This is a genomic window from Ochrobactrum soli, assembly GCF_003664555.1.
Taxonomy (GTDB): domain Bacteria; phylum Pseudomonadota; class Alphaproteobacteria; order Rhizobiales; family Rhizobiaceae; genus Brucella; species Brucella teleogrylli.
Map to the genome: position 1 here is coordinate 43748 of NZ_RCHH01000013.1, position 22381 is coordinate 66128.

Sequence of the window (22381 nt, forward strand, 5' to 3'; positions counted from 1 at the left end):
CATGGAAACGGAGCAGCCAATCAAAAACGATATCGTCCTCAAGCTTGAAGACGTATCGAAAGTCTATTCGGGGATCGTCGCCGTCAAACGCGCCAATCTCGAATTGCGACGCGGATCGGTCAATGTGCTGGTGGGCGAGAACGGCGCTGGCAAATCCACATTGATGAAAATCATCGCCGGTGTTGAGCGTCCGACCATGGGCAAGATCATTCTCGACGGTGAACCGGTTGTTTTCGACAGTCCTGCCGATGCGCAAAAGTGCGGCATCGCGATGATCTTTCAGGAACTCAATCTGTTCGCCAATATGTCCGTGGCCGAGAATATTTTCGCCACCCGTGAGATCATGCGCGGAGTACGCGGCATCGATCACAAGGCGCAGGTCCAAAAGGCCAACGAATATCTCAGGCGTCTGGATGCTGGCATCGATGCCAATATGCTGGTTTCCGATCTTCCCATCGGCCAGCAGCAATTGGTGGAAATCGCCAAAGCCATTTCGCTCGATGCGCGCATCGTTATCATGGACGAACCGACATCCGCGCTCTCAGCCGCCGAGGTCGATATTCTCTTCAAGGTCATCGCCGAGTTGAAAAGTCAGGGCGTCGCTATCGTCTATATTTCGCATCGTCTGGAAGAACTGATGCGCATTGGCGATTACATCACTGTGCTGCGCGATGGCAAGATCACCGGCCAGGAAGAAGTCAGGAACATCGATACGCAATGGATCGTGCGTTCCATGATCGGCTCCGATGCCAAGGATTTTGCCAAATCGGTGAACCACACGATAGGCGAAGAGCGGTTCCGCGCCGAAAACATCACCCTGCCCCGCGCCACAGGCGGCCTTGCCGTCGATAATGTGTCCTTGTCGGTCCACGCCGGTGAAGTTCTGGGAATATACGGCCTTATGGGTGCGGGCCGTTCCGAGTTTTTTGAATGCGTCATGGGTCAGCACCGCCATTCGACCGGCCAGATTTTCATAGACGGCCAGAAAGTGACCGAGCGCGATACGACACGCCGCATAAGGCGTGGACTTGCGCTTATTCCCGAAGACCGTCAGCGAGAGGGTCTGGTGCAGGTTCTGTCGATTGCCAGCAACCTGACGATGGCCAGTCTCGACCGGCTTGCGAAACTGTTCCACATCGCGCCGAAGCTTGAGAAGGAAGCCGTCAGGCAGGCGATCAAGGATCTCGCCATCAAAGCCCCGAACCCGGATTTCGAAGTGACTTCGATGTCGGGTGGCAACCAGCAGAAGGTTGTGATCGGCAAAGCGCTGATGACCAATCCGAAAGTTCTTTTGATGGACGAGCCATCACGCGGCATCGACGTTGGCGCAAAGGCGGATGTTTTCCGCACCATGCGCCGCCTCGCTGGCGAAGGACTGGCCATCCTGTTTTCAACCTCCGATCTGGAAGAAGTCATGGCCTTATCCGACCGCATCGCCGTGCTCAGCAATGGCAAGCTGATTGCCATCTTTGACCGCGAGCATGCGACGGAAGCCGATATCATAGCGGCCTCGGCCAAGGGCCACGGCCATAACCACGATCTGCAAACCAAGGAACTCGCGTCATGACAGCCAAAACCGCCACGGCAGCCACTGACCCAACCTTTTCGAGCGGATCGGCCTTGCTGACGCTGATGAAGCTGCGGACATTCATTGCGCTTTTTGCAGTTTTCATCTTTTTCTCCTTCGCCGCACCGAACTTCCTTTCGACAGCCAATCTCATTTTGATGTCGAAACACGTGGCGCTGAACGCCTTTCTCGCCATGGGCATGACTTTTGTCATCATCACGGGCGGGATCGACTTGTCTGTCGGTTCGATTGTCGGCCTGTGCGGCATGGTCGCTGGTGGTCTTTTGATCTACGGCATCGATCTGGGGATCGGTTATACGATCTATTTCAATGTGATCGAGATATCGCTCATCACACTGGCTGTGGGTGTCGCGGTCGGCTTCATCAACGGGCTCCTGATTACCAGACTCAACGTGGCGCCATTCATCGCAACACTTGGAACCCTATATGTCGCGCGCGGCCTTGCTCTGTTGTCGTCTGACGGCCAGACCTTCCCGAACCTCGTCGGGCGAGAAGATCTCGGCACCACCGGCTTCGGCTTTCTCGGCGCGGGCAGCATCCTCGGCTTGCCGGTTTCCATCTGGCTTCTGATCGTCGTTGCATTGGGCGCAGCCTATGTCGCCCGGTACACGCCGTTGGGACGACAGATTTTCGCGGTGGGTGGCAATGAGCGCGCAGCGCGCATGTCCGGTATCCGCGTCGACCGCGTAAAAATGTTCGTCTACATGTTTTCGGGCTTTTGCGCCGCCATTGCCGGACTTATCATTTCGTCTGAACTGATGGCTTCGCACCCGGCAACTGGAAACTCCTTCGAACTCAATGCTATCGCGGCGGCCGTTCTGGGTGGAACCTCCATGTCGGGCGGGCGCGGTACCATCGGTGGAACGATTATCGGCGCTTTCGTGATCGGGATTCTTTCTGATGGTCTGGTCATGATGGGGGTATCGTCCTTCTGGCAGATGGTCATCAAGGGCCTCGTCATCATCATCGCCGTGGTTGTAGACCAGGCACAGCGCCGCCTTCAGCAGCGCGTCACGCTCATGCAAATGGCAAAGGCAGGATAATGGCAGAATTCAAGGGCGCGCTCATCGGCTGCGGCTTCTTCGCAATCAATCAGATGCATGCCTGGAACGATGTTTCCGGTGCAAAAATCGTGGCGATCTGCGACCGCGACCCCGAGCGACTGAAGATCGTTGGCGATCAGTTCGGGATCGAACGTCGCTATACCGATGCCGAGGCGCTGTTTGCCGATGGAAATATCGATTTTGTCGATATAGCCACGACAGTTGGAAGCCATCGCATGCTGGTTGAAATGGCCGCTGCTCATAAAGTACCCGCCATCTGCCAAAAGCCTTTTGCCAAGAACCTCGATGACGCCAAGGCCATGGTGAGAACGTGCCAAGATGCCGGTATTCCCTTGATGGTTCACGAGAATTTCCGCTGGCAGACACCGATACAGGCGGTGCGAAAAGCACTCGATAGTGGTGCGATAGGCGATCCCTTCTGGGGGCGTTTTTCCTTCCGGTCGGGCTACGATGTCTTCTCGGGCCAGCCTTATCTTGCGAAAGGCGAGCGCTTCATCATCGAAGACCTTGGCATCCACACGCTCGATATTGCACGCTTTATTCTCGGTGATGTAGCAAGCCTCGTCGCACGGGCCAAACGCGTGAACCCGAAGATTAAGGGCGAGGACGTCGCGACCATTTTGCTCGACCATGAAAATGGCGCCACATCCGTCGTCGATGTCAGCTATGCTACCAGACTTCAGGTCGACCCCTTCCCGGAAACCCTCATCGAACTGGATGGCACGGCAGGCTCAATCCGGCTTCATCAGGGATACCGTCTGGAAGTCATCAATGCTGGAGGTACAACCGTTTCGGACGTTTCACCCAAACTGCTGTCCTGGGCATCGCGTCCCTGGCACAATATTCAGGAGAGCGTCTTCGCGATCCAGCAACACTGGATCGACAAACTTGCCTCCGGCGCGGAAACGTCAACGTCGGGTGCCGATAATCTCAAAACCTTCGCGCTGGTGGATGCAGCTTATGACAGTGCGGCCAGCGGCAACCGCGTCGATGTGAAGGCTATGCTGGGATGAGCAGCGTCGATCCGTTTCTGCTTTATGGCACAGAAGAAACCGCTGCCCGGCCACTGCACCTGCAAGCTGGGCGTCTCGCAGTCGATCTGAGCGATGGTAATTTGCGCACTATCACCTATGATGGTGTCGAGGTGCTGCGCGCGGTGTCTTATCTCATACGCGACCGCGACTGGGGGACATATGCCCCTTCTATCCGCGACCTGACCGTAGAGAGAAACGCAGCTGGTTTTACTGTCGCCTATCAGGCCTATGTCAACGGTCCCAGCGATAGCGAGCTAATGGTTGCTGTGACCATATCGGCGAATACTGGTGGCACACTAACATTCGACGCTGTGGCTACAACGACAACCGGCTTCGAAACCAACCGCTGCGGCTTTTGTATTCTGCATCCGATTGTCGGGCTTGCCGGTTCGCCGGTTACGGTGGAACATGTCGATGGAACGCATGTACAGACCCATCTGCCCGATCTCATCGAGCCGTGGCAACCATTTAAGGATATGCGCGCCATCACCCATGAAGCCCTTCCGGGTGTGTTGGCCGAATGCCGTATGGAAGACGATGTCTTCGAGATGGAGGATCAGCGCAACTGGTCCGATGCCTCCTATAAAACCTATGTGCGCCCTCTCGCGCTGCCTTGGCCCTATCGGATTGAAGCCAACGAACCAATCAATCAGCGGGTCGTATTGACCATCCACGATAAGCGGTCGAGTGCATCCACTGCCGTCACTTCAAACACCGAACCAGTGTTCATTACGCCTGACGACGCGCGCGGCATCATGCCAAGTATCGGCATCATCATCACGCCGGAAGAAGCCAAGGCGAGCCTTGCTTCGTCCGGCCTGCTAAGCGAAATCTCTCCGCAGGATTTGCTGTTCCATTACGATCCACATGCCGGACATGACGCAACAGCATTTGCAGACTTTGCTGCTCTTGCCGCTGGATATAAGGGGCGCACATCGCTGGAGATCGCACTTCCCTGTGAAGGGTCACTCATCGACGAAACCACCCAGATTGCGACGCAAATGAAAGCAGCAGGCTTTGCGCCCGACGCTATCATTGTCTCACCGTCAATAGATCGCCAGTCCACGCCGCCCGGCAGCGCTTGGCCGCCTTGCCCACCACTGGAAGAAGTCTATAACGCCGCGCGCACCGCTTTTCCGGATGCTAACCTCGGCGGCGGTATGCTGAGCTATTTCACGGAATTGAACCGCAAGCGCGTGCCGGGCGCCCTGATCGATTTTGTGACGCATTGCACCAATCCAATCGTGCATGCCGCCGACGACCTGAGCGTCATGCAAACACTGGAGGCGCTGCCCTTCATTACGCGTTCGGTACGCGCCATTTATGGCGACAAACGCTATCGCATCGGCCCATCGACCATTCCCATGCGCCAGAATCCCTATGGCAGCAGGACGATGGACAACCCAAACAGCAAACGTATCGCCATGGCCAATCGCGATCCGCGCCATAACGGTAAATTCGCGGAAGCATTTGCCTTTGCCTATGCAGCGCGGGTGCTAGATGCAAATCTCGACTGTCTGACGCTATCAGCATTGACCGGTCCCTTCGGGCTGGTTGCGCATGAAAACGAACCAACGCCTGCGAGACAAACACGCCCGATTTTCAACAGCGTGAAAGCCTTGTCCGCGCTGGCCGGAAAAGAATGGCGCGCCTATCGTTCTACTTGCCCGAGCCATGTTCTAGCGTTTGCAGTGGAGAGTGGACTTTGGCTCGTGAATGTCACGCCAGAAGAGCAGAGTGTCAGCATAGAAGGTAAGAGGGCGTTTTCGCTCGAACCCTATAGAGTTCTATCAATACCGCTTTAAGCCAAAGCGCGGAAAGCAGCGGATACGCGACATCCTCCCGGTCGCGTATCTCTGGAAAGGTTCAGCGCCGCTTTGCGGGCCTCTCCGCCAAAATGACATTGTGACGCTTGGCGAGTTCTGCGGTCACCGCTTCAATTTCCTCAGCCTTGCGCGCTTCGTCCCAACCCAGTTCCAGCGCCAGAATATCCGCAATCGCAGCCAGATTATCGGCGGTCAGCGCGCCGTCAATGGCAAGCGTTGTGCGACGCAGCACGACATCAGCCAAATGAACCACCAGTTCGTTGCGAGCGATCCAGGCAATCTCGGCGCGGCTCACCGTATCCGTTTCGGGCAAATAGGTGACACCGACTTTGGCTTCGTCCCTGATGATGGAGCCCGCTGTCGTGCCGTAACGCTTGAGCAATAGCTCGACACGCGCAGCTTCAAGGCCCGTTGTACTTGCCTGTTTTGCGACCCACGCACGGCGCGCATTGTCATCCAGCGGGTAATCCTTACCGCCGCCGATTGCGAGATTGCGCGTCGAGCGGAGGCGCGTGCGTTGCAACCGTTGCAAGACCGTGTCCGCAACCTCTTCGGCAAACCCCCGGAACGTCGTCCATTTGCCCCCTACCAGCGAGATGATTGCGAATGGACGCGCCGGATCGGGCTCAATCACCGGCGCCGAGTGATCGCGACTGATCAACCCCGGTTCTGAGGCATTGGACGCAGGCAGCGGGCGGATGCCGCTATAGGTGTAGACAATCTGATTGCGGTCGAACTGCAATTTCGGCAGCAGTGAACGCAGGCTTTCAATGAAATAATCCGTTTCATCGTCCTCGCAGCGCACATTGTCCGGATCGTCGGAAGGAATGTCGGTCGAACCGACCAGCGCAAGACCATGATAGTCGTAAACAAGGCAGATACGACCGTCATCGGCCTCGAAATAAATCATCCTTCCAGCAAGGCTTTTCACCAGTTCGGGATGGTCGATCAGAATATGCGACCCCTTAGTGCCGCCGATCATCTTAGTGGGTTTACCAAGCGCAGAATTCACCCGGTCAATCCACGGGCCAGCAGCGTTGATCACAAGCTTCGGCCTCATTGAGAACGCCGCGCCGTCTGGCCCCTCAAAGCTAATTGCACCGTCAACGGCATTGACCAAGGCGGTGAAATTCGCAGCTGCACTTTTTGAATTGGCCTGAAGTCCGTCACTGACCAGTTCATAGACCAGCCGCTCGGGTCGGCTGACCTTGGCGTCATGATAGATACCGCCTGCAACAATCGCAGGCGTTATGTACGGCATTTCCTGCGTTGCGGTCTTCTTCAGGAGAAAACGGTGGTGCGGCATAACGCGCTCACGCGCACCGAAATAATCATAGAGGCCAAGGCCGATCTTGATCAGCACGGCACCGCGACTGCGCGGCGCAGTCGTGGAACCGAACAATGTGCGCAAGGCCGCGGTGATCCCTTTGGTCCACGAGAACACAGGAATAAACGTCGGCAGCGGCTCAACATTATGCGGCGCGTTTTTCAAAAGCAGATTTCGTTCCAGCGTGGATTGCGCAACCAGACCGAATTCCCCGGTTTCCAGATATTTCAAACCACCATGGATCAGCCGCGACGGTGCGGCACTGGTGCCCGATCCAAAATCGCCTTTGTCGACGATAAGGCAATTCACGCCTTGTTCGCACAAATCCCGGTACAGCCCCGCACCGTTGATGCCCGCGCCAAGAATAAGGACGTCAACACCATCCGCTTCCAGTTGGGCGATGCGGGTCTTCATTTCGGCAGGGCCTACGAAACTGTTCATTTCACCGTCTTTACATCTGTTGTCTGCGCAATCGCGCAACATGCGTTCGTTCTGTCGTCAATCCGAAAGAGCTTCAATTTTCGGCCATAATGGCCCAAGCGCCGAGGCAATTTCCTTGAACAGTGCGAAGCGTTTTTCATATTGCGCGCTGCGCTCCGCATCTGGAGTATAAGTGCAACCGATGGCATCGAGATCGCGCGGATCGCTATAAACGTCAGCAAAAACACCCGCACCTTTGCCCGCGCAAAGCGCTGCGCCCCAAGCTGCTGCCTCATCCGTCTCAGTGACGGTCACCGGCATCCCAAGCACATTGGCAAACATTTGCGCAAAGGCCGGGCTGCGCGATACGCCGCCCGTCAACCGCGCAGCGGAGATGGCGAACCCTTCCTTGAGATGATCGACATGGATGCGGTGATTAAAGGCAATCCCTTCCCATACGGCGCGCAGCATATCACCGCGTTCCTGCCAGCCGCGCAGACCAAAAAAAGCGCCGCTTGCCATGGCGCCATAAGGCGAACCAAAAAGATAAGGATGGAACAATGCTGTTGAGGGCTTTGCCAGTGCAGCATCTATTTCCGGGCGCAACATGTCGTGGATCGAGCGACCTGTCTCTTCCGATAGATGCCGCTCGGATGGGCAGAGCTTATCGAGAAACCAGTCGTAATTCGCCGTTGACGCTGGCGAGATCGACATGTTGTTCCATTCCCCCGGCGCGATACCGTTGCGGCAAAACCAGTTCGGATTCACATGCGGTTCGGAGGATAGTGTCTCGTTGATCGAATAGGTTCCCGCGACCACCGCCACAGTGCCCATCTTCAGCCCGCCGACGCCAAGCGCCGATGCCGTAACATCATGCAGACCACCAACAACCGGCGTACCGGCAACAAGACCGGTGCGCGCCGCGCAAGCCGCAGAAACGCCACCCACGATCTCGTCCGAACGCGACATGGGTGGCAACGCGTTCCAAAGGGCTTCCAGTCCGAACAATGCAAGCGCGTCGCGTGAATAATCCTGTCTCTGCACATCCGTGAAGGAGGTGGACGCTTCAGTCCGATCCGTTCCGACCTCGCCGGTCAGGCAGAACCGGAGCCAGTCCTTGCAGGCGATGACATGTGCGATACGACTGAAGCGCTCAGGCTCGTTTTCTTTCACCCAGGCGAGAATGGCCGAAGGTGCGGAAGCATGCGGCAATTGTCCGGTAATGGCGATGGACTGTTCTGCGACGGCACCGTTCACCCAGTTTTCCGCAATATCGACAGCGCGGCTATCCAGCGACAGAATGCCCGCGCCGAGCGGGCGGTGTTCACTGTCGAGCATATAAATACCGTCGCCATGAGCAGTGGTGGCAATGGCCAGAATATCGGAAGCAGGCCTGCCGCTCGTGGCAATCGCTTCGGCAATCGCGTCCGCGGTGGCATTCCAGAATTCGTCCATGTCACGCTCGACGTGACGGGGATGCGGAAACGACTGGGCGACACGGCGGCGCGCGACTGACAGCGTCCTGCCGTCAATGTCGAACAATACGGCTTTCGTGACGGTCAGTCCGCTATCGATTCCCAACAGGCAGGGCATGGATCGTATTCCTGGTATGTAAATGCAGGCTCGGCAAAACGCGTTCGCCGCGATTTTGTTATTCTTTCTGACCGCCCGAACGGGCGATGACGACATTTATTTCCTGGGACTGCATATGTTCGATATGCGCCTCGGGCGTGTTTTCATCGACGATAACCACATCGAAATCACTCAGGGCGCCGAAATTATGCAAAGCGCGCCGTTCGAATTTTGTGTGGTCGGCCAGAAGCACACTTTTCGCCGCGCATTCGCGCATCGCTCTTTTGGTTTCAACCATTTCTGTCGATTGATGAAACAACAGATCGTCGGTGATTGCGGCGATCGAGATGAACGCCACATCGGCACGCAGGCGACGGATTTCATGGATCGTCATGCCGCCGACAAAGGCGTTGCACCAGTTGTAAAGCTGCCCACCCAGACCGATCAGCGTGATGTCCTGCATATCGCGAACTTCGTTCATCAGGATCAGCGAATTGGTAATAACGGTCAAAGGCGTCTTGGCCTGAAGATGCGGCACCATTTGCAGAACGGTGGTCGAGTCATCCAGAAAGATGGCTTGCCCCGGTTCGACAAATTGCATCGCGGCTTCCGCGATCAGTTTCTTTTCTTCCGACTGTCGCGACACCCGGTAAAGATCGCTTGCTTCGATCAGGCTGGTAGGTGCTGCGGAAACGACCCCACGCGTCTTGCGAAAAAGTCCCCGGCTGACAAGTTCATCGACATCACGATGCGCCGTCATCAGGCTGATGCCGAAACGCTCCGTCAAATCTTCGATCCGCATCGACCCCTCGGCCATCACAGTCTCGGCAATCTGCTGGCGGCGCACCAGCTGACGCGCATGCCGACTGTCGTTCGGCACTTGATCTGTCATCAGATTGTCAATGCTTGCCTTGTTGCTCACCGTCATGCCTGCCATCCGTTCCCAGCCATTATTTCGTTGTCACTGACAGGTTCTGGCGGACTACGCCAGACAAAAAGGGGAACGATATCCAGAGCGCCGGTTAGAGCCGGCGCTCCGGTCTATGCTCTTACTGCTCGAGAACGAACGGAGCCGTATATTTGTCGACATTATCCTTGGTGATCAGGAAGCAATCGAAAAGCTGCTTTTCCTGCTCAACACCGGTCTTGCCGGTCTTGATGAAGCTGTCAGCCTGCTTGACGGCAGCTTCCGAGAAAATGGCAACCGGCTGCAGCACGGTGTACTGAAGCTCACCGGCCTTGATCGCAGCGACCGCATCCGGCGAACCGTCGAAACCGCCAACCTTGACCTGTTCCAGCTTGCCAGCCTTCTTCAGAGCAGCGATTGCACCAAGAGCCATTTCGTCGTTACCGGAGATGACACCGATAATGTCGGGATTGGCCTGCAACAGGGCCTGCATCTTGTCGTGGCCCTGGGTGCGGTTCCAGTTGGCAACATCTTTACCGGCCTTCACCAGATCCGGATACTGCGACAGGACCGTTTCGTAACCATTCGAGCGGGTTGCCGCATTGTTGTCCGATGGTGCACCGAACAATTCGACATATTTGCCCTTGTCGCCAACGCTTTCAACCCACTGGGTTGCGCCGATTGCAGCGCCCTGCGCGTTGTTGGAAACGAGCTGTGCCTTGGCAAGACCTTCCTGATTGATTTCGGCGTTGACGAGGAACACCGGAATGCCTGCTGCGACAGCGCGCTTGACCGCCCCAACCGAGCCGTCAGCATTGGCCGGATCAAGAATGATCGCAACCGACTTGTTGGTGATCGCAGTGTCGATCAGGTTGCTTTCGGTGTTGGTGTCGCCCTTGTGACCGCCAACGACAGCCGAATAGCCCAGGCCTTCAGCCGTCTTCTTGGCGATTTCACCTTCGGTGTACCAGTATGGGTTCGAAGGGTCGTTGACGATGATCGTCATCAGACCTTCAGCCCAGGCAGCGCTGGCGATAAGCGGCAGTGCCGCTGCAGCAGCGAACAGAACGCGCATACCCTTCTTAAACATGTCTCACTCCCGTAACATTATTGTTTGTGTTGTGCCGGTTGCCCGGCGGGTATCATTTCCATTGGGCGAGGCTTTTGAGGTTGATCGCCGTCTTGGAACCTTTCGATACGCCCTTGGAATACGGCCCATCCGCAATCGGACCTGGCCCTATTCCTATCGTCGGGAGTATTGAATGCTGTTGAGCAGAACCGCGAGCACGATCACCGCGCCGGTAAAGACGGTCTGCCAATAGGAGGATACGCCGATGATCACCAGACCGTCGGAGAGGAAGCCGATAACGAAGGCGCCGAGCAGCGTACCCTGAATGGTGCCGCGTCCGCCTGTCAGCGCCGCGCCGCCGATGACGACAGCCGCGATTGCCGTCAATTCGTAGGTTGTACCGGCGGTTGGACCAGCAGAGGTCAGCTGCGACGACAGGACGAGACCGGCAATGGCAGCGCAGATGCCCGAAATCACATAAACGGAAATCTTGACCCGCTTGACCGGAACACCTGAAAGTTCTGCCGCCCGCTCGTTTCCGCCCGAAGCATAGAGCCAGCGACCGAACGCAGTGCGATTGAGAACGACCGCGCAGATGATCGCCAGCACAGCCAGAACCAGAACGCCAATCGGAACGCCGAAAAGCGTGTTGAAACCGAGCCAATCAAAGCCGGTATTCCCCAGTTCCGGACGGCCACCAAGATTGTTGTAGGTCAGACCATTCGTCATCAGCAAGGCGACACCGCGAGCACAATAGAGCACGCCAAGCGTGGCCACGAAGGCTGGAACCCGCAGATAGGCAATCAGCACGCCATTAACAGCGCCGACAAACGCCCCCAATGCACAGGTGATGATGACCACGGCCCAGACAGGGAAATACAGAATGATGCCGAATTCCTGCAGCGTCACGCCCTGCATCAGGAAACCCGCAACGACGCCTGCAAGCCCCAGTGTGGAACCGACGGAAAGATCGATGCCACCATTCAGGATCACCAGCAACATGCCAATCGCCAGTAACCCGAAAATGGCCACATGCGAAGACATGATGAGGAAATTGTCGACCGTGAAATAATAGGGCGATAGGAACGAAAAGGCAGCGATGATTGCGATCAAAGCAAAAAATGCACGACCTTCGAGCAGCAGATGCACGATATTGGTTTTCCGCTTCGCCCCGCCTGGGGTTGCCGCTTTGTCTTTTGTGCTCGTGACTGACATTCTATCAGTGCTCCATAACTAAAGCATTCCAGCGATCTGGTAACATCAGATCAGGTGCTCGAACTTTTCGACTTGCGCATGCCCGCTCGAAAACCGAAGACATGCAGCAGTTTCTCAATGACCAACCATGGCTTCGCCCGAGGCGGCCATGATCTTCTCCTTGGAGACATCCGAACCAAATTCGGCTGAGATGCGCCCGCGATGCATGACCATGATGCGATGAGCAATGCTGAGGCATTCACCAACTTCGGAAGTCGTATAAATGACCGCCAGCCCCTGCTTGGCTTTCTCGGCCAGCAACTTGAACACCTCGGCCTTCGCGCCGATGTCGATGCCCCGGCTCGGTTCATCCAGCAGGATTACTTCGGGCTCGGTGGCCAGCATCTTGCCGATCACGACCTTCTGCTGATTGCCGCCGGACAGCGAGCCAATCGCCGCATCACCGCCATCGGTCTTGATATGAACATTCTTGATCGACTGATCGATGATGTTCTTCTCGCTCTTTCGGGACGTGAAGAGGCCTTTGGTGATCTCGGCTATGCTGGCCAGTGACAGGTTCTTTCCGACAGTCATCGTCTGGACCAGACCATCACGCTGGCGATCTTCCGGAACCAGAACCAGCCCCTTTTCGATGCGTTGGGCGATGGAAAGACCCGAGACGTCGGTGCCCTTGAGAAGCACACGACCGTCACTGGCCTTCAAACGACCGGCAACCGTTTCCAGAAGCTCGGTGCGGCCCGCACCCATCAGCCCATAGATGCAAACGATTTCGCCTGCCCGCACATCGAGCGACAGCCGGTCGACCAGCGCGAAATCCGCGCCAGCAGGATCTGGAACCGTCAGGTTCTCTACGGAAAGGGCAACGTCGCCCAATTCATAGCCGTTTGGAGGAGACCCAAGATCGAAGTTCTCACCCACCATGTTACGAACGATCCATTCCAGATCGATTTCGTTGCGAGGCGCATAGGCCGTCATCGTTCCATCGCGCAGCACGACGGCATGATTGGTGATCTGCAGTGCTTCTTCGAGATGGTGCGAGATATAGACAATCGCAACGCCACGCGATGTCAGATCGCGGATGACCTTGAACAGCACCTCGACTTCCGATGCACTCAATGCGGAGGTCGGTTCATCCATGATGAGAATGCGGGAATTGACCGAAAGCGCGCGTGCAATTTCCACAATCTGCTGCTGGCCGAGACGCAACTCTTCAACCGGCGTCAGCGGGTCGATATCCTCTTCCAGTTCCTTCATGAGTTCGCGCGTGAGGCGTTCTTCTTCGGCGAAATTTACGCCAGTCGGCGTGCGGATTTCACGCCCCATGAAGATATTGTCACGCACATTCATGTTGGGTGCGAGGCTCAGTTCCTGATGGATGATCGAGATGCCTCGGTCACGCGCTTCCGTCGACGAATTGAATGTCACCGGTTCGCCGTCCAGCACAATCGTGCCGGATGTCGGCTGAATAACTCCCGACAGCACCTTCATCAAAGTCGACTTGCCGGCGCCGTTTTCGCCGAAAAGCGTGGTGACCTGGCCGCGACGTATCTCGAAATTCACACCCTTGAGAGCGTGAATGCGACCATAAGATTTGGCGACATTCTGCGCGGCGAGAACGACATCACCGTTCTTGCCTTCAATTCTGGGATTTTCGATTGTTGCGGCGGCGCTCATTTGACTGCGAACTCCACCGGCGTGACGAGCCAGTTCTTTGGATTGACGAGCTTGAACACGCCGGTCACCGAAACCGTCTTGCCGACGAGATTGTCGGCATCCACGCCTTGCAGAACCTGCTTCTTCATTTCGTTGTTGAGCGCAGAACCTGCATTTTGAAATTCGATCTGGTTCTTGAACTGACCAAATTCAATTGTGCCGGTCGCATCGCGCAAATCCGTGCCATTGACGGCGGGACCTGTCTGGACCCGGATCGACATGCCTTCAGGCAAGCCATCGACCTTGATCACATTATAGTTCGATTTGCGCTCTTCAACGACGCCGATGAACTTCACAGGAATGACTGGATTGACGCTGCCAACACCATATTTCTTGCCTGCCGCAGCCTTGTCGGCTGCAAGCGCCGTTCCAACTTCGGCTGCATCGGCGGCACGTTCGATAATGCTCGACTTCACCTTCGGAAACTCTGAAGCGCCATAAGCCTCAGGCGAAAATGCTTGCTGACGCACATCGGAATCAGAACCGATCTTGACGATCTTCGTATCGAAGCCAATCGCGCCTATAACGACCACAGCCGCAATCACACTCCAAAGAATGGCGCGGTTTTGCTTGGGCGAAGCTCGCGAAACTTGATTAGTCTGTGCACTCATTATTCAAACCTGCCGAATTGTCGGAACGGATCGCGCCCAGTACTGGCCGCCGTGAACACTCACCTGTTTGCGAATAGCCCTGCCGTCAGATCGGGCCAGCGAAATTCTCCACTCGCGCGGCAACCGGGACAACGGACAAAATCATGACATCCTCCACGCGGTCCCAGGGCTCCGCTCCTCCGTGCCTACTGGAAACAGGCATCGCCCCATGCATTATGATAGCGACGTGTTATTAATTCCAATTATGATGTTATAAACATAGATAACTGTCAATCCGATGTTTTGGAACAGACGGGGGAAGTTCGTTTTTCGGCGAGAAATCCGCCCGTTATGGCACCAGAAACGACTGTTTCAATCCACATATTTAAAAGCCATCGCGGCTGTTGACGACCGGATTGAGGCTTAGCTCTCTCGTAGAGAGATTCAATAAAAAACATGCTATTTCAATATATTATATCATAAAGCGCGAACGATTTCCCGCTGCCAAAGGGTCAAAAATCGCCTCACTTCTTGAAGTGGCTTCCTCTCGGCTAACAAGTTTGTGAAAAATAATTCGTACACATAAAAATTTTACAGACATTGCCGAGCCGCTATGTTATCTCAGTTACACGCGAATGCCCGATTTCATTAAAAACAGGGTTGCGGCGACGCATTTCAGTCGCGGGAGGAATCCAGATGTCGATAATTACGTGTAGCGGCCATGCGTCATAAAGGTGATCTCATCATCGGAATCGATGCTGGCACGTCCGTTCTCAAAGCAGTCGCGTTTGATTTCAGCGGACGCCAGATCGAGTCTGCGGCCGTACGCAACAAATACGATACCGGCGATCACGGTGCCGTGACCCAGTCCCTGTCACAAACCTGGAAAGATTGCGCCAGCGCCCTGCTCGGCCTTGCAGAAAAAGTTCCAAACCTGCGCGAGCGCGCGGCGGCGATCGCCGTCACTGGTCAGGGTGACGGCACTTGGCTGGTCGGAAAGAACAACCAGCCCGTAACTGACGCCTGGATCTGGCTCGACGCACGCGCCGCCACAACTGTGACGCGGCTTGCCGCTGGCCCCATGAACCGTGCGCGCTTCGAAGCGACAGGCACGGGACTCAATACATGCCAACAAGGCTCGCAGATGGCGCATATGGATAGCGTTGCGCCAGAACTGCTCGACCAGACCGAGGTCGCGCTTCACTGCAAGGACTGGCTCTATCTGAACCTCACCGGCATTCGGGCCACCGACCCATCGGAAGCAAGCTTCACCTTCGGCAATTTTCGCAACCGCCAATATGACGATGTCGTCATTGAAGCACTGGGCCTGCAAAAACGCCGCAAGCTTCTGCCTGAAATCATCGACGGCACACAGACCATGCATCCGTTGAGTGCAGAGGCGGCAGCCGCAACCGGCTTGCTGGCCGGAACGCCCGTCAGCCTCGGCTATGTGGACATGGCCATGACTGCACTCGGTGCTGGCGTTCGTGGCGGAGCCTCCGATGCTGGCTGCTCCACCATTGGCTCCACAGGCGTGCATATGCGCGCAAAGCGGGTCGCAGACATTCACCTCAATCGGGAAGGCACCGGCTATGTTATCGCATTGCCAATTCCCGGCATTGTGACGCAAGTTCAGACCAATATGGGCGCGACGATCAATATCGACTGGATATTGCAGGTGGCCGCCGACCTCATGTCCACACCGGACAAGCCTGTTTCGCTGAATGACCTTATCCCGCGCCTCGACGTATGGTTCAATGCAAGCCGCCCGGGTGCAATCCTCTATCATCCGTATATTTCAGAGGCAGGAGAACGCGGACCTTTCGTCAATGCCAGCGCGCGCGCAAGCCTCATCGGTCTTTCGAGCCGTGATCGTTTCCCCGAACTGGTGCGATCCGTGGTCGAAGGACTGGGCATGGCAACGCGCGATTGTTATGCCGCCATGGGCGACATGCCAGCCGAACTGCGCGTCACGGGCGGCGCCGCGCGATCACGCGCTTTGCGCAGCACACTCAGCGCTGCCGTCAATGCGCCGGTTCGCGTTTCCTCCCGCGAGGAAGCTGGCGCCGCCGGTGCGGCGATGATGGCGGCTGTCGCCATTGGGGCCTATGCGACGATGGATGACTGTATCGCCGAATGGGTGGAGCCTCTGCTTGGAACCCCGGAAGCACCCGACGCTTCCCGCGCACGGCATTATGAAGAGCTTTATCTCGCCTATCGGGAATCCCGGCTGGCGCTGGCGCCGGTTTGGGACCAACTGGCCGCCGACAGGTAAGGCCGGGCGGATTGGCGCAATATGATGAGACGTGCCGAAACATCGGCATTCCAAGGAGCATGCAATGGCTGAGACGGAAACTTGTGACCTGTTTGTGATTGGCGGCGGCATCAATGGCGCAGGCGTTGCGCGCGATGCTGCCGGGCGCGGTCTCAAGGTCGTTCTGGCCGAAAAGGACGATCTGGCGGAAGGCACTTCGTCACGTTCCGGTAAACTTGTCCATGGCGGCCTGCGCTATCTGGAATATTACGAATTCCGTCTTGTTCGGGAAGCGCTGATCGAACGCGAGGTGCTGCTCAATGCAGCACCGCATATCATCTGGCCGATGCGTTTCGTTTTGCCCCACAGCCCGCAGGACCGTCCGGCATGGCTCGTGCGGCTTGGCTTGTTTCTCTACGATCATCTCGGCGGACGCAAGAAACTTCCCGGCACCCGCACGCTCGATCTCAGGCGCGACCCGGAAGGCACACCGATCCTCGACCAATATACCAAGGGCTTCGAATATTCAGACTGTTGGGTCGATGACGCCCGGCTTGTCGCGCTCAATGCGCTGGGCGCCGCTGAAAAAGGAGCGACCATCCTCACCCGCACGCCGGTTGTGTCGGCGCGCCGCGAAAAAGGCGGCTGGATCGTTGAAACGCGCAACCGCGATACAGGCAAAAACCGCAGCTTCCGCGCCCGCTGCATCGTCAATTGCGCAGGCCCCTGGGTAACGGATGTTATCCACAATGTGGCCGGATCGAACTCAAGCCGGAATGTGCGTCTGGTCAAGGGTAGCCATATCATCGTGCCCAAATTCTGGGCCGGTTCGAATGCCTATCTCGTTCAGAACCACGACAAGCGCGTGATTTTCATCAACCCTTATGAAGGCGACAAGGCGCTGATCGGCACCACAGACATTGCCTATGAGGGCCGCGCGGAAGACGTTGCCGCAGAGGAAAAGGAAATCGATTATCTGCTCGCTGCGGTCAATCGTTATTTCAAGGAAAAGCTGCGCCGGGAAGATGTGTTGCACGCATTCTCAGGCGTGCGCCCATTGTTCGATGACGGCAAGGGCAACCCTTCGGCTGTCACGCGCGACTATGTCTTCGATCTGGATGAAACCGACGACGCGCCCCTTCTGAATGTGTTCGGCGGTAAAATCACGACATTCCGAGAATTGGCCGAGCGCGGCATGCACCGCCTGAAGCATATTTTCCCCAATATGGGGGGCGACTGGACCCATGACGCGCCGCTACCCGGCGGTGAAATACCCAACGCCGATTACGAAACCTTCGCCAATAGCTTGCGCGACAGCTATCCCTGGATGCCACGTCAGCTTGTGCACCATTACGGTCGCCTTTATGGCGCGCGAACCAAGGATGTCGTCGCCGGTGCGGTTGGACTTTCAGGTCTTGGCCGCCATTTTGGCGGCAATCTTTACGAGGCCGAAATTCGCTATCTGGTCGCAAAAGAATGGGCGAAGACGGCACAAGATATTCTCTACCGCCGCACCAAGCACTACCTGCATCTGACTGAAGCCGAACGCGCTGCCGTCACGGAGTGGTTCGACAACAAACATATTGCTGCCTGAGGACGACATGGCCCTTACGCTCTCTTTGAACACCAACCCGCTGGTCAATCGCTTTGCCGAGCCTGATGATCTAATCGAAACAGTGGCCCGCGATCTCCGCCTGCGCGATCTTCAGCTGACCCATGAATTCATCAATCCCAGCTGGCAGGCCTCCACGATCCGTCGCCTGACGCGCACGATGGACAAAGCCCTGCAGCGAACAGGCGTTCGCGTAACATCGGGCATGACAGGGCCCTATGGTCGCCTCAATCACTTCGGCCATCCCGACAGCGAAGTGCGTCGCTATTATGTCGATTGGTTCAAGACCTTTGCCGATATTATCGGCGACCTTGGCGGCAAATCGGTCGGCACACAGTTTGCGATCTTCACCTATAAAGACTTTGACAATCCCGCGCGTCGCGAGGAGCTTATAGACATTGCAATCGACTGCTGGGCGGAAGTGGCCGACCATGCAGCCGGTGCCGGTTTGGATTATGTGTTCTGGGAGCCGATGAGTATCGGTCGGGAATTCGGCGAAACCATCGCCGAATGCATGAAACTTCAGGATCGCCTGACCGCTGCACATATGACGATCCCGATGTGGATGATGGCGGATATCGACCACGGCGATGTCACATCGGCCAATCCGGACGACTTTGACCCCTATGCCTGGGCACGCGCGGTGCCAAAAGTTTCGCCGATCATCCACATCAAGCAGAGCCTGATGGATAAGGGCGGCCATCGTCCGTTCACCGCGGCCTTCAACGCCAAGGGTCGCATTCAGCCGGAACCTTTGCTGAAGGCTTTCGCCGAGGGCGGTGCCCAAGACAATGAAATCTGCCTTGAACTTTCATTCAAGGAACGCGAACCGAACGACCGCGAAGTCATTCCGCAGATTGCGGAAAGTGTGGCTTTCTGGGCCCCGCACATTGACACCGGCGTCAAGGATTTGAAGATATAAAGAACGGCAGAATCCGACCGAAGCACCACGACGTTCGACAGGATAATGCTTCAAGTGAAAAACCTTAAGGCGCGCGCCTCTGATAAGATCAGATTAAAACGCGCCTGACCTGCGAAGGGACCGGACAGCTCGAAATGGCAGATGCAGACGATTCCCTCGCCCTTCGTGCAGCCTGGCTCCACTTTGTTGCAGGCATGACCCAGTCGGCTGTTGCCAAGCGCCTCGGGCTACCTTCCGTGAAGGCGCATCGTCTCATCGCCAAGGCGGTTGCGGATGGTGCCGTCAAGGTCACCATCGACGGCGACATTACCGAGTGTATCGATCTGGAGAACCGTCTCGCAGATCGATACGATCTCGATTATTGCGAAGTCGTACCCGATATCGGTGAGGAAGGCCTGCCCCTCACCGCGCTTGGCCACGCGGGCGCGGATTTTCTTCGCCGCGAAATCGAACATGGCGACCATGAGGTAATCGGTATCGGCCATGGCCGCACCCTGTCGGCTGCGGTCAACTATATGCCGCGCGTTGTGGCAAATGATTTGCGCTTTGTCTCGCTTCTCGGCGGCCTTACACGCAATTTCGCCGCCAATCCCCATGACGTGATGCATCGCATCGCGGAAAAAACCGGCATGCCCGCTTATGTGATGCCGGTGCCGTTCTTCGCCAACACGGCTGAAGATCGCGAAGTGCTGCTTGCCCAGCGCGGCGTCACCACTGTTTTCGATATGGGATGCCGGGCAGAATTGAAAATAGTCGGGATCGGCACTGTGGATTCGCAGGCGCAACTCGTGACATCCGGCATGATCGAACTCGCCGAAGTCGAAGAAATCGCCTATCTCGGTGGCGTCGGCGAAATGCTCGGACATTTCTTCGATGCTAATGGCAAGCGACTGGAAACCGGTCTCACCGCACGCACCATCGCCGCGTCGGTTGAAAACGCGGATATGAGCCGCATTATCGCCCTTGCGGGCGGCTTGCCGAAAGCCGAAGCCATTCGAGCAGTCCTGAAAAGCGGGCGTCTTTACGGCCTGATCACCGATGAGCGCACAGCCAAATTCCTCGTCGAATAGCGAACGTGAAAATGTCACAAAATCACATTTATTGTAGATTTTTTTGTGATTTTGTGATTTATCGTCGTTGAATGTTTCGCGAGACAGATCGGACACAAGCGTGAAGCGCGACGACAGAAGACAGGCGATCATAAATTTACTGATTGAAAATCAGTCCGTCGATCTTGACGATCTGTCGGATCGCTTTGCCGTGTCCAAAATGACAATCCATCGCGATCTGGATTCGCTGGAAGAATCTGGTGTTTTGCGCAAGGTTCGTGGCGGCGCGACAATGGATGCAGGCTCGCAATTCGAAAGCGATTTTCGATTTCGCGTGCGCCAGGACAATGAAGCCAAGCTTCAGATGGCCAGAGCGGCACTGGAACTGATCGAGCCGGGCATGACCGTCATGATCAATGACGGTTCCACGGCTGCGGTTCTGGGCGGGCTTTTTCCCGAAAAGCGGCCGCTGACCGTCATCACCAATAACGCGGTCATCATCGATGAGCTGAAAGGCGAAAGCGGGATCAATCTCATTGCTCTCGGCGGTGTTTTCTCGCCCAAGTTCAACGCTTTTTTCGGCCTGCTGACGGAAGAGGCACTGTCGCATCTGAGTGCCGACATCGCGTTCATTTCGACACCCGCCGTCAATGGCAGGCTCGTCTACCATATGGACGAAAATGTTGTGCGCACCAAACGCGCAATGACCGCTTCGGCGACACGCACCTGCCTTCTGGTCAATCATCAGCGCTTCGGGCGTCCCGCGTTACATGTCATGGCCGACCTCGCCGATTTCGATGCCATCATCACCGATACATCCCCTGGCCGCGAAATCACAGCCGAGCTGGAACAGGCTGGGATCAAACTGACAATAGCAGACTAGGAAAGAGCATTTGGGCATGGCCAGATTTTGGGTTGGAACGAGCTGGAAAATGAACAAGACGCTGGCGGAAGCGCGGGCCTTTGCCGACGCGCTGAAGGCCGCTGACGGCGAACGATCTGCTGATATTCAGCGTTTCATCATTCCACCGTTCACGGCTGTGCGCAAAGTGAAGGAAATCCTGTCCGACACATCCGTAAAGGTCGGCGCACAAAACATGCATTGGGCTGATAAAGGCGCATGGACCGGTGAAATTTCTCCGCTGATGCTCAAAGACTGCAATCTCGACATTGTGGAACTCGGCCATTCCGAGCGGCGCGAGCATTTCGGCGAAACCAACGAGACTGTTGGCCTCAAGGTTGAAGCTGCGGTGCGCCACGGGCTGATCCCGCTGATCTGCATCGGCGAGACCTTGGAGGACCGTGAAAGCGGTCGGGCGGCAGAGGTTCTCGCGGAAGAAGTGCGCGGCGCGCTGTCCAAATTGTCGGACGAGCAAAAGCAGGCCGAAATCCTGTTCGCTTATGAGCCCGTCTGGGCCATCGGCGAAAACGGCATTCCCGCTTCCGCCGACTATGCCGATGCCCGACAGGCAGAAATTATCGCCGTCGCTGAAGGCATTGTCGGTCGCCGCGTTCCCTGCCTTTACGGCGGCTCAGTCAATCCCGGCAACTGCGAAGAACTGATCGCCTGCCCGCATATTGATGGCCTCTTCATCGGACGCTCCGCCTGGAACGTCGAGGGCTATCTCGACATTCTGGCCAAATGCGCAGCCAAGATTCAAGTGAATTGAGAATTCAGACTAGTTAAGGAGTGAGATCATGAAAATTGCAGTAGCAGGAGACAGCGCTGGCGAAGGTCTGGCCAAGGTTCTCGCCGACCACCTCAAGGACCGTTTCGAGGTTTCGGAAATCTCGCGCACCGAGGCTGGCGCCGACGCATTCTACGCCAATCTTTCCGACCGCGTTGCATCGGCTGTTCTGAACGGCACCTATGACCGCGCCATTCTCGTCTGTGGCACCGGTATCGGCGTCTGCATCGCGGCCAACAAGGTTCCCGGCATTCGCGCAGCGCTGACGCATGACACCTATTCGGCTGAACGCGCCGCCTTGTCGAACAACGCCCAGATCATCACCATGGGCGCGCGCGTGATCGGATCGGAAGTCGCCAAGACCATCGCCGATGCATTCCTCGCCCAGACCTTTGACGAAAACGGTCGCTCGGCTGGAAACGTGAACGCCATCAACGATGTCGACGCCAAGTACAACAAGTGCTGATTTATTCGTCAGAACATGACAAAAAAAGCGGACGGGAAACCGTCCGCTTTTATTTTTACAGCAAG

At 56.4% G+C, this 22381-nt stretch carries 18 protein-coding genes; 11 read left to right on the plus strand and 7 right to left on the minus strand.

Features of this window, described 5'->3' with window-relative positions; translation table 11 throughout:
* Position 1: 1 nt before the first annotated feature.
* From D8666_RS18460 to apnL, 4 genes are read left to right on the plus strand one after another with little or no spacing between them, the layout of a single operon-like run.
* Complete coding sequence (locus D8666_RS18460; protein WP_121538950.1) at positions 2-1567, plus strand: sugar ABC transporter ATP-binding protein; 1566 nt, start codon at positions 2-4, stop codon at positions 1565-1567.
* A complete protein-coding gene (locus tag D8666_RS18465; protein ID WP_109365877.1) occupies positions 1564-2631 on the plus strand; it encodes an ABC transporter permease in 1068 nt (355 codons plus the stop codon). Before D8666_RS18460 ends, D8666_RS18465 begins: the two co-directional genes overlap by 4 nt.
* Complete coding sequence (locus tag D8666_RS18470) at positions 2631-3665, plus strand: Gfo/Idh/MocA family protein (RefSeq protein WP_121538951.1); 1035 nt, start codon at positions 2631-2633, stop codon at positions 3663-3665. Before D8666_RS18465 ends, D8666_RS18470 begins: the two co-directional genes overlap by 1 nt.
* Positions 3662-5491 (plus strand): D-apionate lactonase, encoded by a 1830-nt coding sequence (apnL, locus tag D8666_RS18475; RefSeq protein WP_121538952.1) that lies wholly within the window; start codon positions 3662-3664, stop codon positions 5489-5491. Before D8666_RS18470 ends, apnL begins: the two co-directional genes overlap by 4 nt.
* Positions 5492-5552: 61 nt before the next feature.
* Here the strand turns inward: apnL and D8666_RS18480 are convergent, their stop codons facing one another.
* The 7 genes from D8666_RS18480 to D8666_RS18510 form a co-directional block, all read right to left on the minus strand.
* On the minus strand, positions 5553-7280 hold the full coding sequence (locus D8666_RS18480; RefSeq protein WP_121538953.1) for a glycerol-3-phosphate dehydrogenase/oxidase: 1728 nt from the start codon (positions 7278-7280) through the stop codon (positions 5553-5555).
* 57 nt (positions 7281-7337) lie between these two features.
* Complete coding sequence (locus tag D8666_RS18485) at positions 7338-8852, minus strand: FGGY-family carbohydrate kinase (RefSeq protein ID WP_121538954.1); 1515 nt, start codon at positions 8850-8852, stop codon at positions 7338-7340.
* 58 nt (positions 8853-8910) lie between these two features.
* The gene (locus tag D8666_RS18490; protein ID WP_121538992.1) at positions 8911-9759 is read right to left on the minus strand and encodes a DeoR/GlpR family DNA-binding transcription regulator; all 849 of its coding nucleotides are present in this window, start codon (positions 9757-9759) and stop codon (positions 8911-8913) included.
* 121 nt (positions 9760-9880) lie between these two features.
* Complete coding sequence (locus D8666_RS18495; RefSeq protein WP_121538955.1) at positions 9881-10828, minus strand: D-ribose ABC transporter substrate-binding protein; 948 nt, start codon at positions 10826-10828, stop codon at positions 9881-9883.
* A gap of 153 nt (positions 10829-10981) precedes the next feature.
* Positions 10982-12022, minus strand: a complete 1041-nt coding sequence (locus D8666_RS18500; protein WP_109365871.1) for an ABC transporter permease — start codon at positions 12020-12022, stop codon at positions 10982-10984.
* A 114-nt stretch (positions 12023-12136) separates the two neighbouring features.
* Positions 12137-13696: a sugar ABC transporter ATP-binding protein gene (locus tag D8666_RS18505; protein ID WP_121538956.1), complete on the minus strand. Its 1560-nt coding sequence runs from the start codon at positions 13694-13696 to the stop codon at positions 12137-12139.
* On the minus strand, positions 13693-14346 hold the full coding sequence (locus D8666_RS18510; RefSeq protein ID WP_121538957.1) for a DUF2291 family protein: 654 nt from the start codon (positions 14344-14346) through the stop codon (positions 13693-13695). The genes D8666_RS18505 and D8666_RS18510 overlap by 4 nt, the downstream gene beginning before the upstream one ends.
* Before the next feature lie 700 nt (positions 14347-15046).
* Here D8666_RS18510 and D8666_RS18515 point away from each other — a divergent pair.
* From D8666_RS18515 to derI, 7 genes are all read left to right on the plus strand, one after another.
* Positions 15047-16600 carry an FGGY-family carbohydrate kinase gene (locus tag D8666_RS18515; RefSeq protein ID WP_121538958.1) on the plus strand — a complete coding sequence of 518 codons (1554 nt, stop codon included), beginning with the start codon at positions 15047-15049 and terminating at the stop codon, positions 16598-16600.
* A 64-nt stretch (positions 16601-16664) separates the two neighbouring features.
* Positions 16665-18173 carry a glycerol-3-phosphate dehydrogenase gene (locus D8666_RS18520; RefSeq protein WP_121538959.1) on the plus strand — a complete coding sequence of 503 codons (1509 nt, stop codon included), beginning with the start codon at positions 16665-16667 and terminating at the stop codon, positions 18171-18173.
* A 7-nt stretch (positions 18174-18180) separates the two neighbouring features.
* On the plus strand, positions 18181-19113 hold the full coding sequence (locus D8666_RS18525) for a TIM barrel protein (RefSeq protein ID WP_121538960.1): 933 nt from the start codon (positions 18181-18183) through the stop codon (positions 19111-19113).
* 134 nt (positions 19114-19247) lie between these two features.
* Complete coding sequence (locus tag D8666_RS18530; protein WP_109365865.1) at positions 19248-20183, plus strand: sugar-binding transcriptional regulator; 936 nt, start codon at positions 19248-19250, stop codon at positions 20181-20183.
* Positions 20184-20283: 100 nt separating this feature from the next.
* Positions 20284-21045 (plus strand): DeoR/GlpR family DNA-binding transcription regulator, encoded by a 762-nt coding sequence (locus D8666_RS18535; protein ID WP_109365864.1) that lies wholly within the window; start codon positions 20284-20286, stop codon positions 21043-21045.
* Positions 21046-21061: 16 nt separating this feature from the next.
* Positions 21062-21832 carry a triose-phosphate isomerase gene (locus tag D8666_RS18540; RefSeq protein WP_121538961.1) on the plus strand — a complete coding sequence of 257 codons (771 nt, stop codon included), beginning with the start codon at positions 21062-21064 and terminating at the stop codon, positions 21830-21832.
* A gap of 28 nt (positions 21833-21860) precedes the next feature.
* Positions 21861-22316 (plus strand): D-erythrulose-4-phosphate isomerase, encoded by a 456-nt coding sequence (gene derI, locus D8666_RS18545; RefSeq protein ID WP_121538962.1) that lies wholly within the window; start codon positions 21861-21863, stop codon positions 22314-22316.
* Positions 22317-22381: the final 65 nt, after the last annotated feature.

Coding starts and splice junctions, on each gene's coding strand:
- D8666_RS18500 (WP_109365871.1), bottom strand. CDS start 12,022: ATGTCAGTCACGAGCACAAAAGACAAAGCGGCAACCCCAGGCGGGGCG.
- D8666_RS18520 (WP_121538959.1), top strand. CDS start 16,665: ATGGCTGAGACGGAAACTTGTGACCTGTTTGTGATTGGCGGCGGCATC.
- D8666_RS18490 (WP_121538992.1), bottom strand. CDS start 9,759: ATGACGGTGAGCAACAAGGCAAGCATTGACAATCTGATGACAGATCAA.
- D8666_RS18470 (WP_121538951.1), top strand. CDS start 2,631: ATGGCAGAATTCAAGGGCGCGCTCATCGGCTGCGGCTTCTTCGCAATC.
- D8666_RS18465 (WP_109365877.1), top strand. CDS start 1,564: ATGACAGCCAAAACCGCCACGGCAGCCACTGACCCAACCTTTTCGAGC.
- D8666_RS18540 (WP_121538961.1), top strand. CDS start 21,062: ATGGCCAGATTTTGGGTTGGAACGAGCTGGAAAATGAACAAGACGCTG.
- D8666_RS18495 (WP_121538955.1), bottom strand. CDS start 10,828: ATGTTTAAGAAGGGTATGCGCGTTCTGTTCGCTGCTGCAGCGGCACTG.
- D8666_RS18515 (WP_121538958.1), top strand. CDS start 15,047: ATGCGTCATAAAGGTGATCTCATCATCGGAATCGATGCTGGCACGTCC.
- D8666_RS18530 (WP_109365865.1), top strand. CDS start 19,248: ATGGCAGATGCAGACGATTCCCTCGCCCTTCGTGCAGCCTGGCTCCAC.
- D8666_RS18525 (WP_121538960.1), top strand. CDS start 18,181: ATGGCCCTTACGCTCTCTTTGAACACCAACCCGCTGGTCAATCGCTTT.
- D8666_RS18505 (WP_121538956.1), bottom strand. CDS start 13,696: ATGAGCGCCGCCGCAACAATCGAAAATCCCAGAATTGAAGGCAAGAAC.
- derI (WP_121538962.1), top strand. CDS start 21,861: ATGAAAATTGCAGTAGCAGGAGACAGCGCTGGCGAAGGTCTGGCCAAG.
- D8666_RS18510 (WP_121538957.1), bottom strand. CDS start 14,346: ATGAGTGCACAGACTAATCAAGTTTCGCGAGCTTCGCCCAAGCAAAAC.
- D8666_RS18460 (WP_121538950.1), top strand. CDS start 2: ATGGAAACGGAGCAGCCAATCAAAAACGATATCGTCCTCAAGCTTGAA.
- apnL (WP_121538952.1), top strand. CDS start 3,662: ATGAGCAGCGTCGATCCGTTTCTGCTTTATGGCACAGAAGAAACCGCT.
- D8666_RS18480 (WP_121538953.1), bottom strand. CDS start 7,280: ATGAACAGTTTCGTAGGCCCTGCCGAAATGAAGACCCGCATCGCCCAA.
- D8666_RS18485 (WP_121538954.1), bottom strand. CDS start 8,852: ATGCCCTGCCTGTTGGGAATCGATAGCGGACTGACCGTCACGAAAGCC.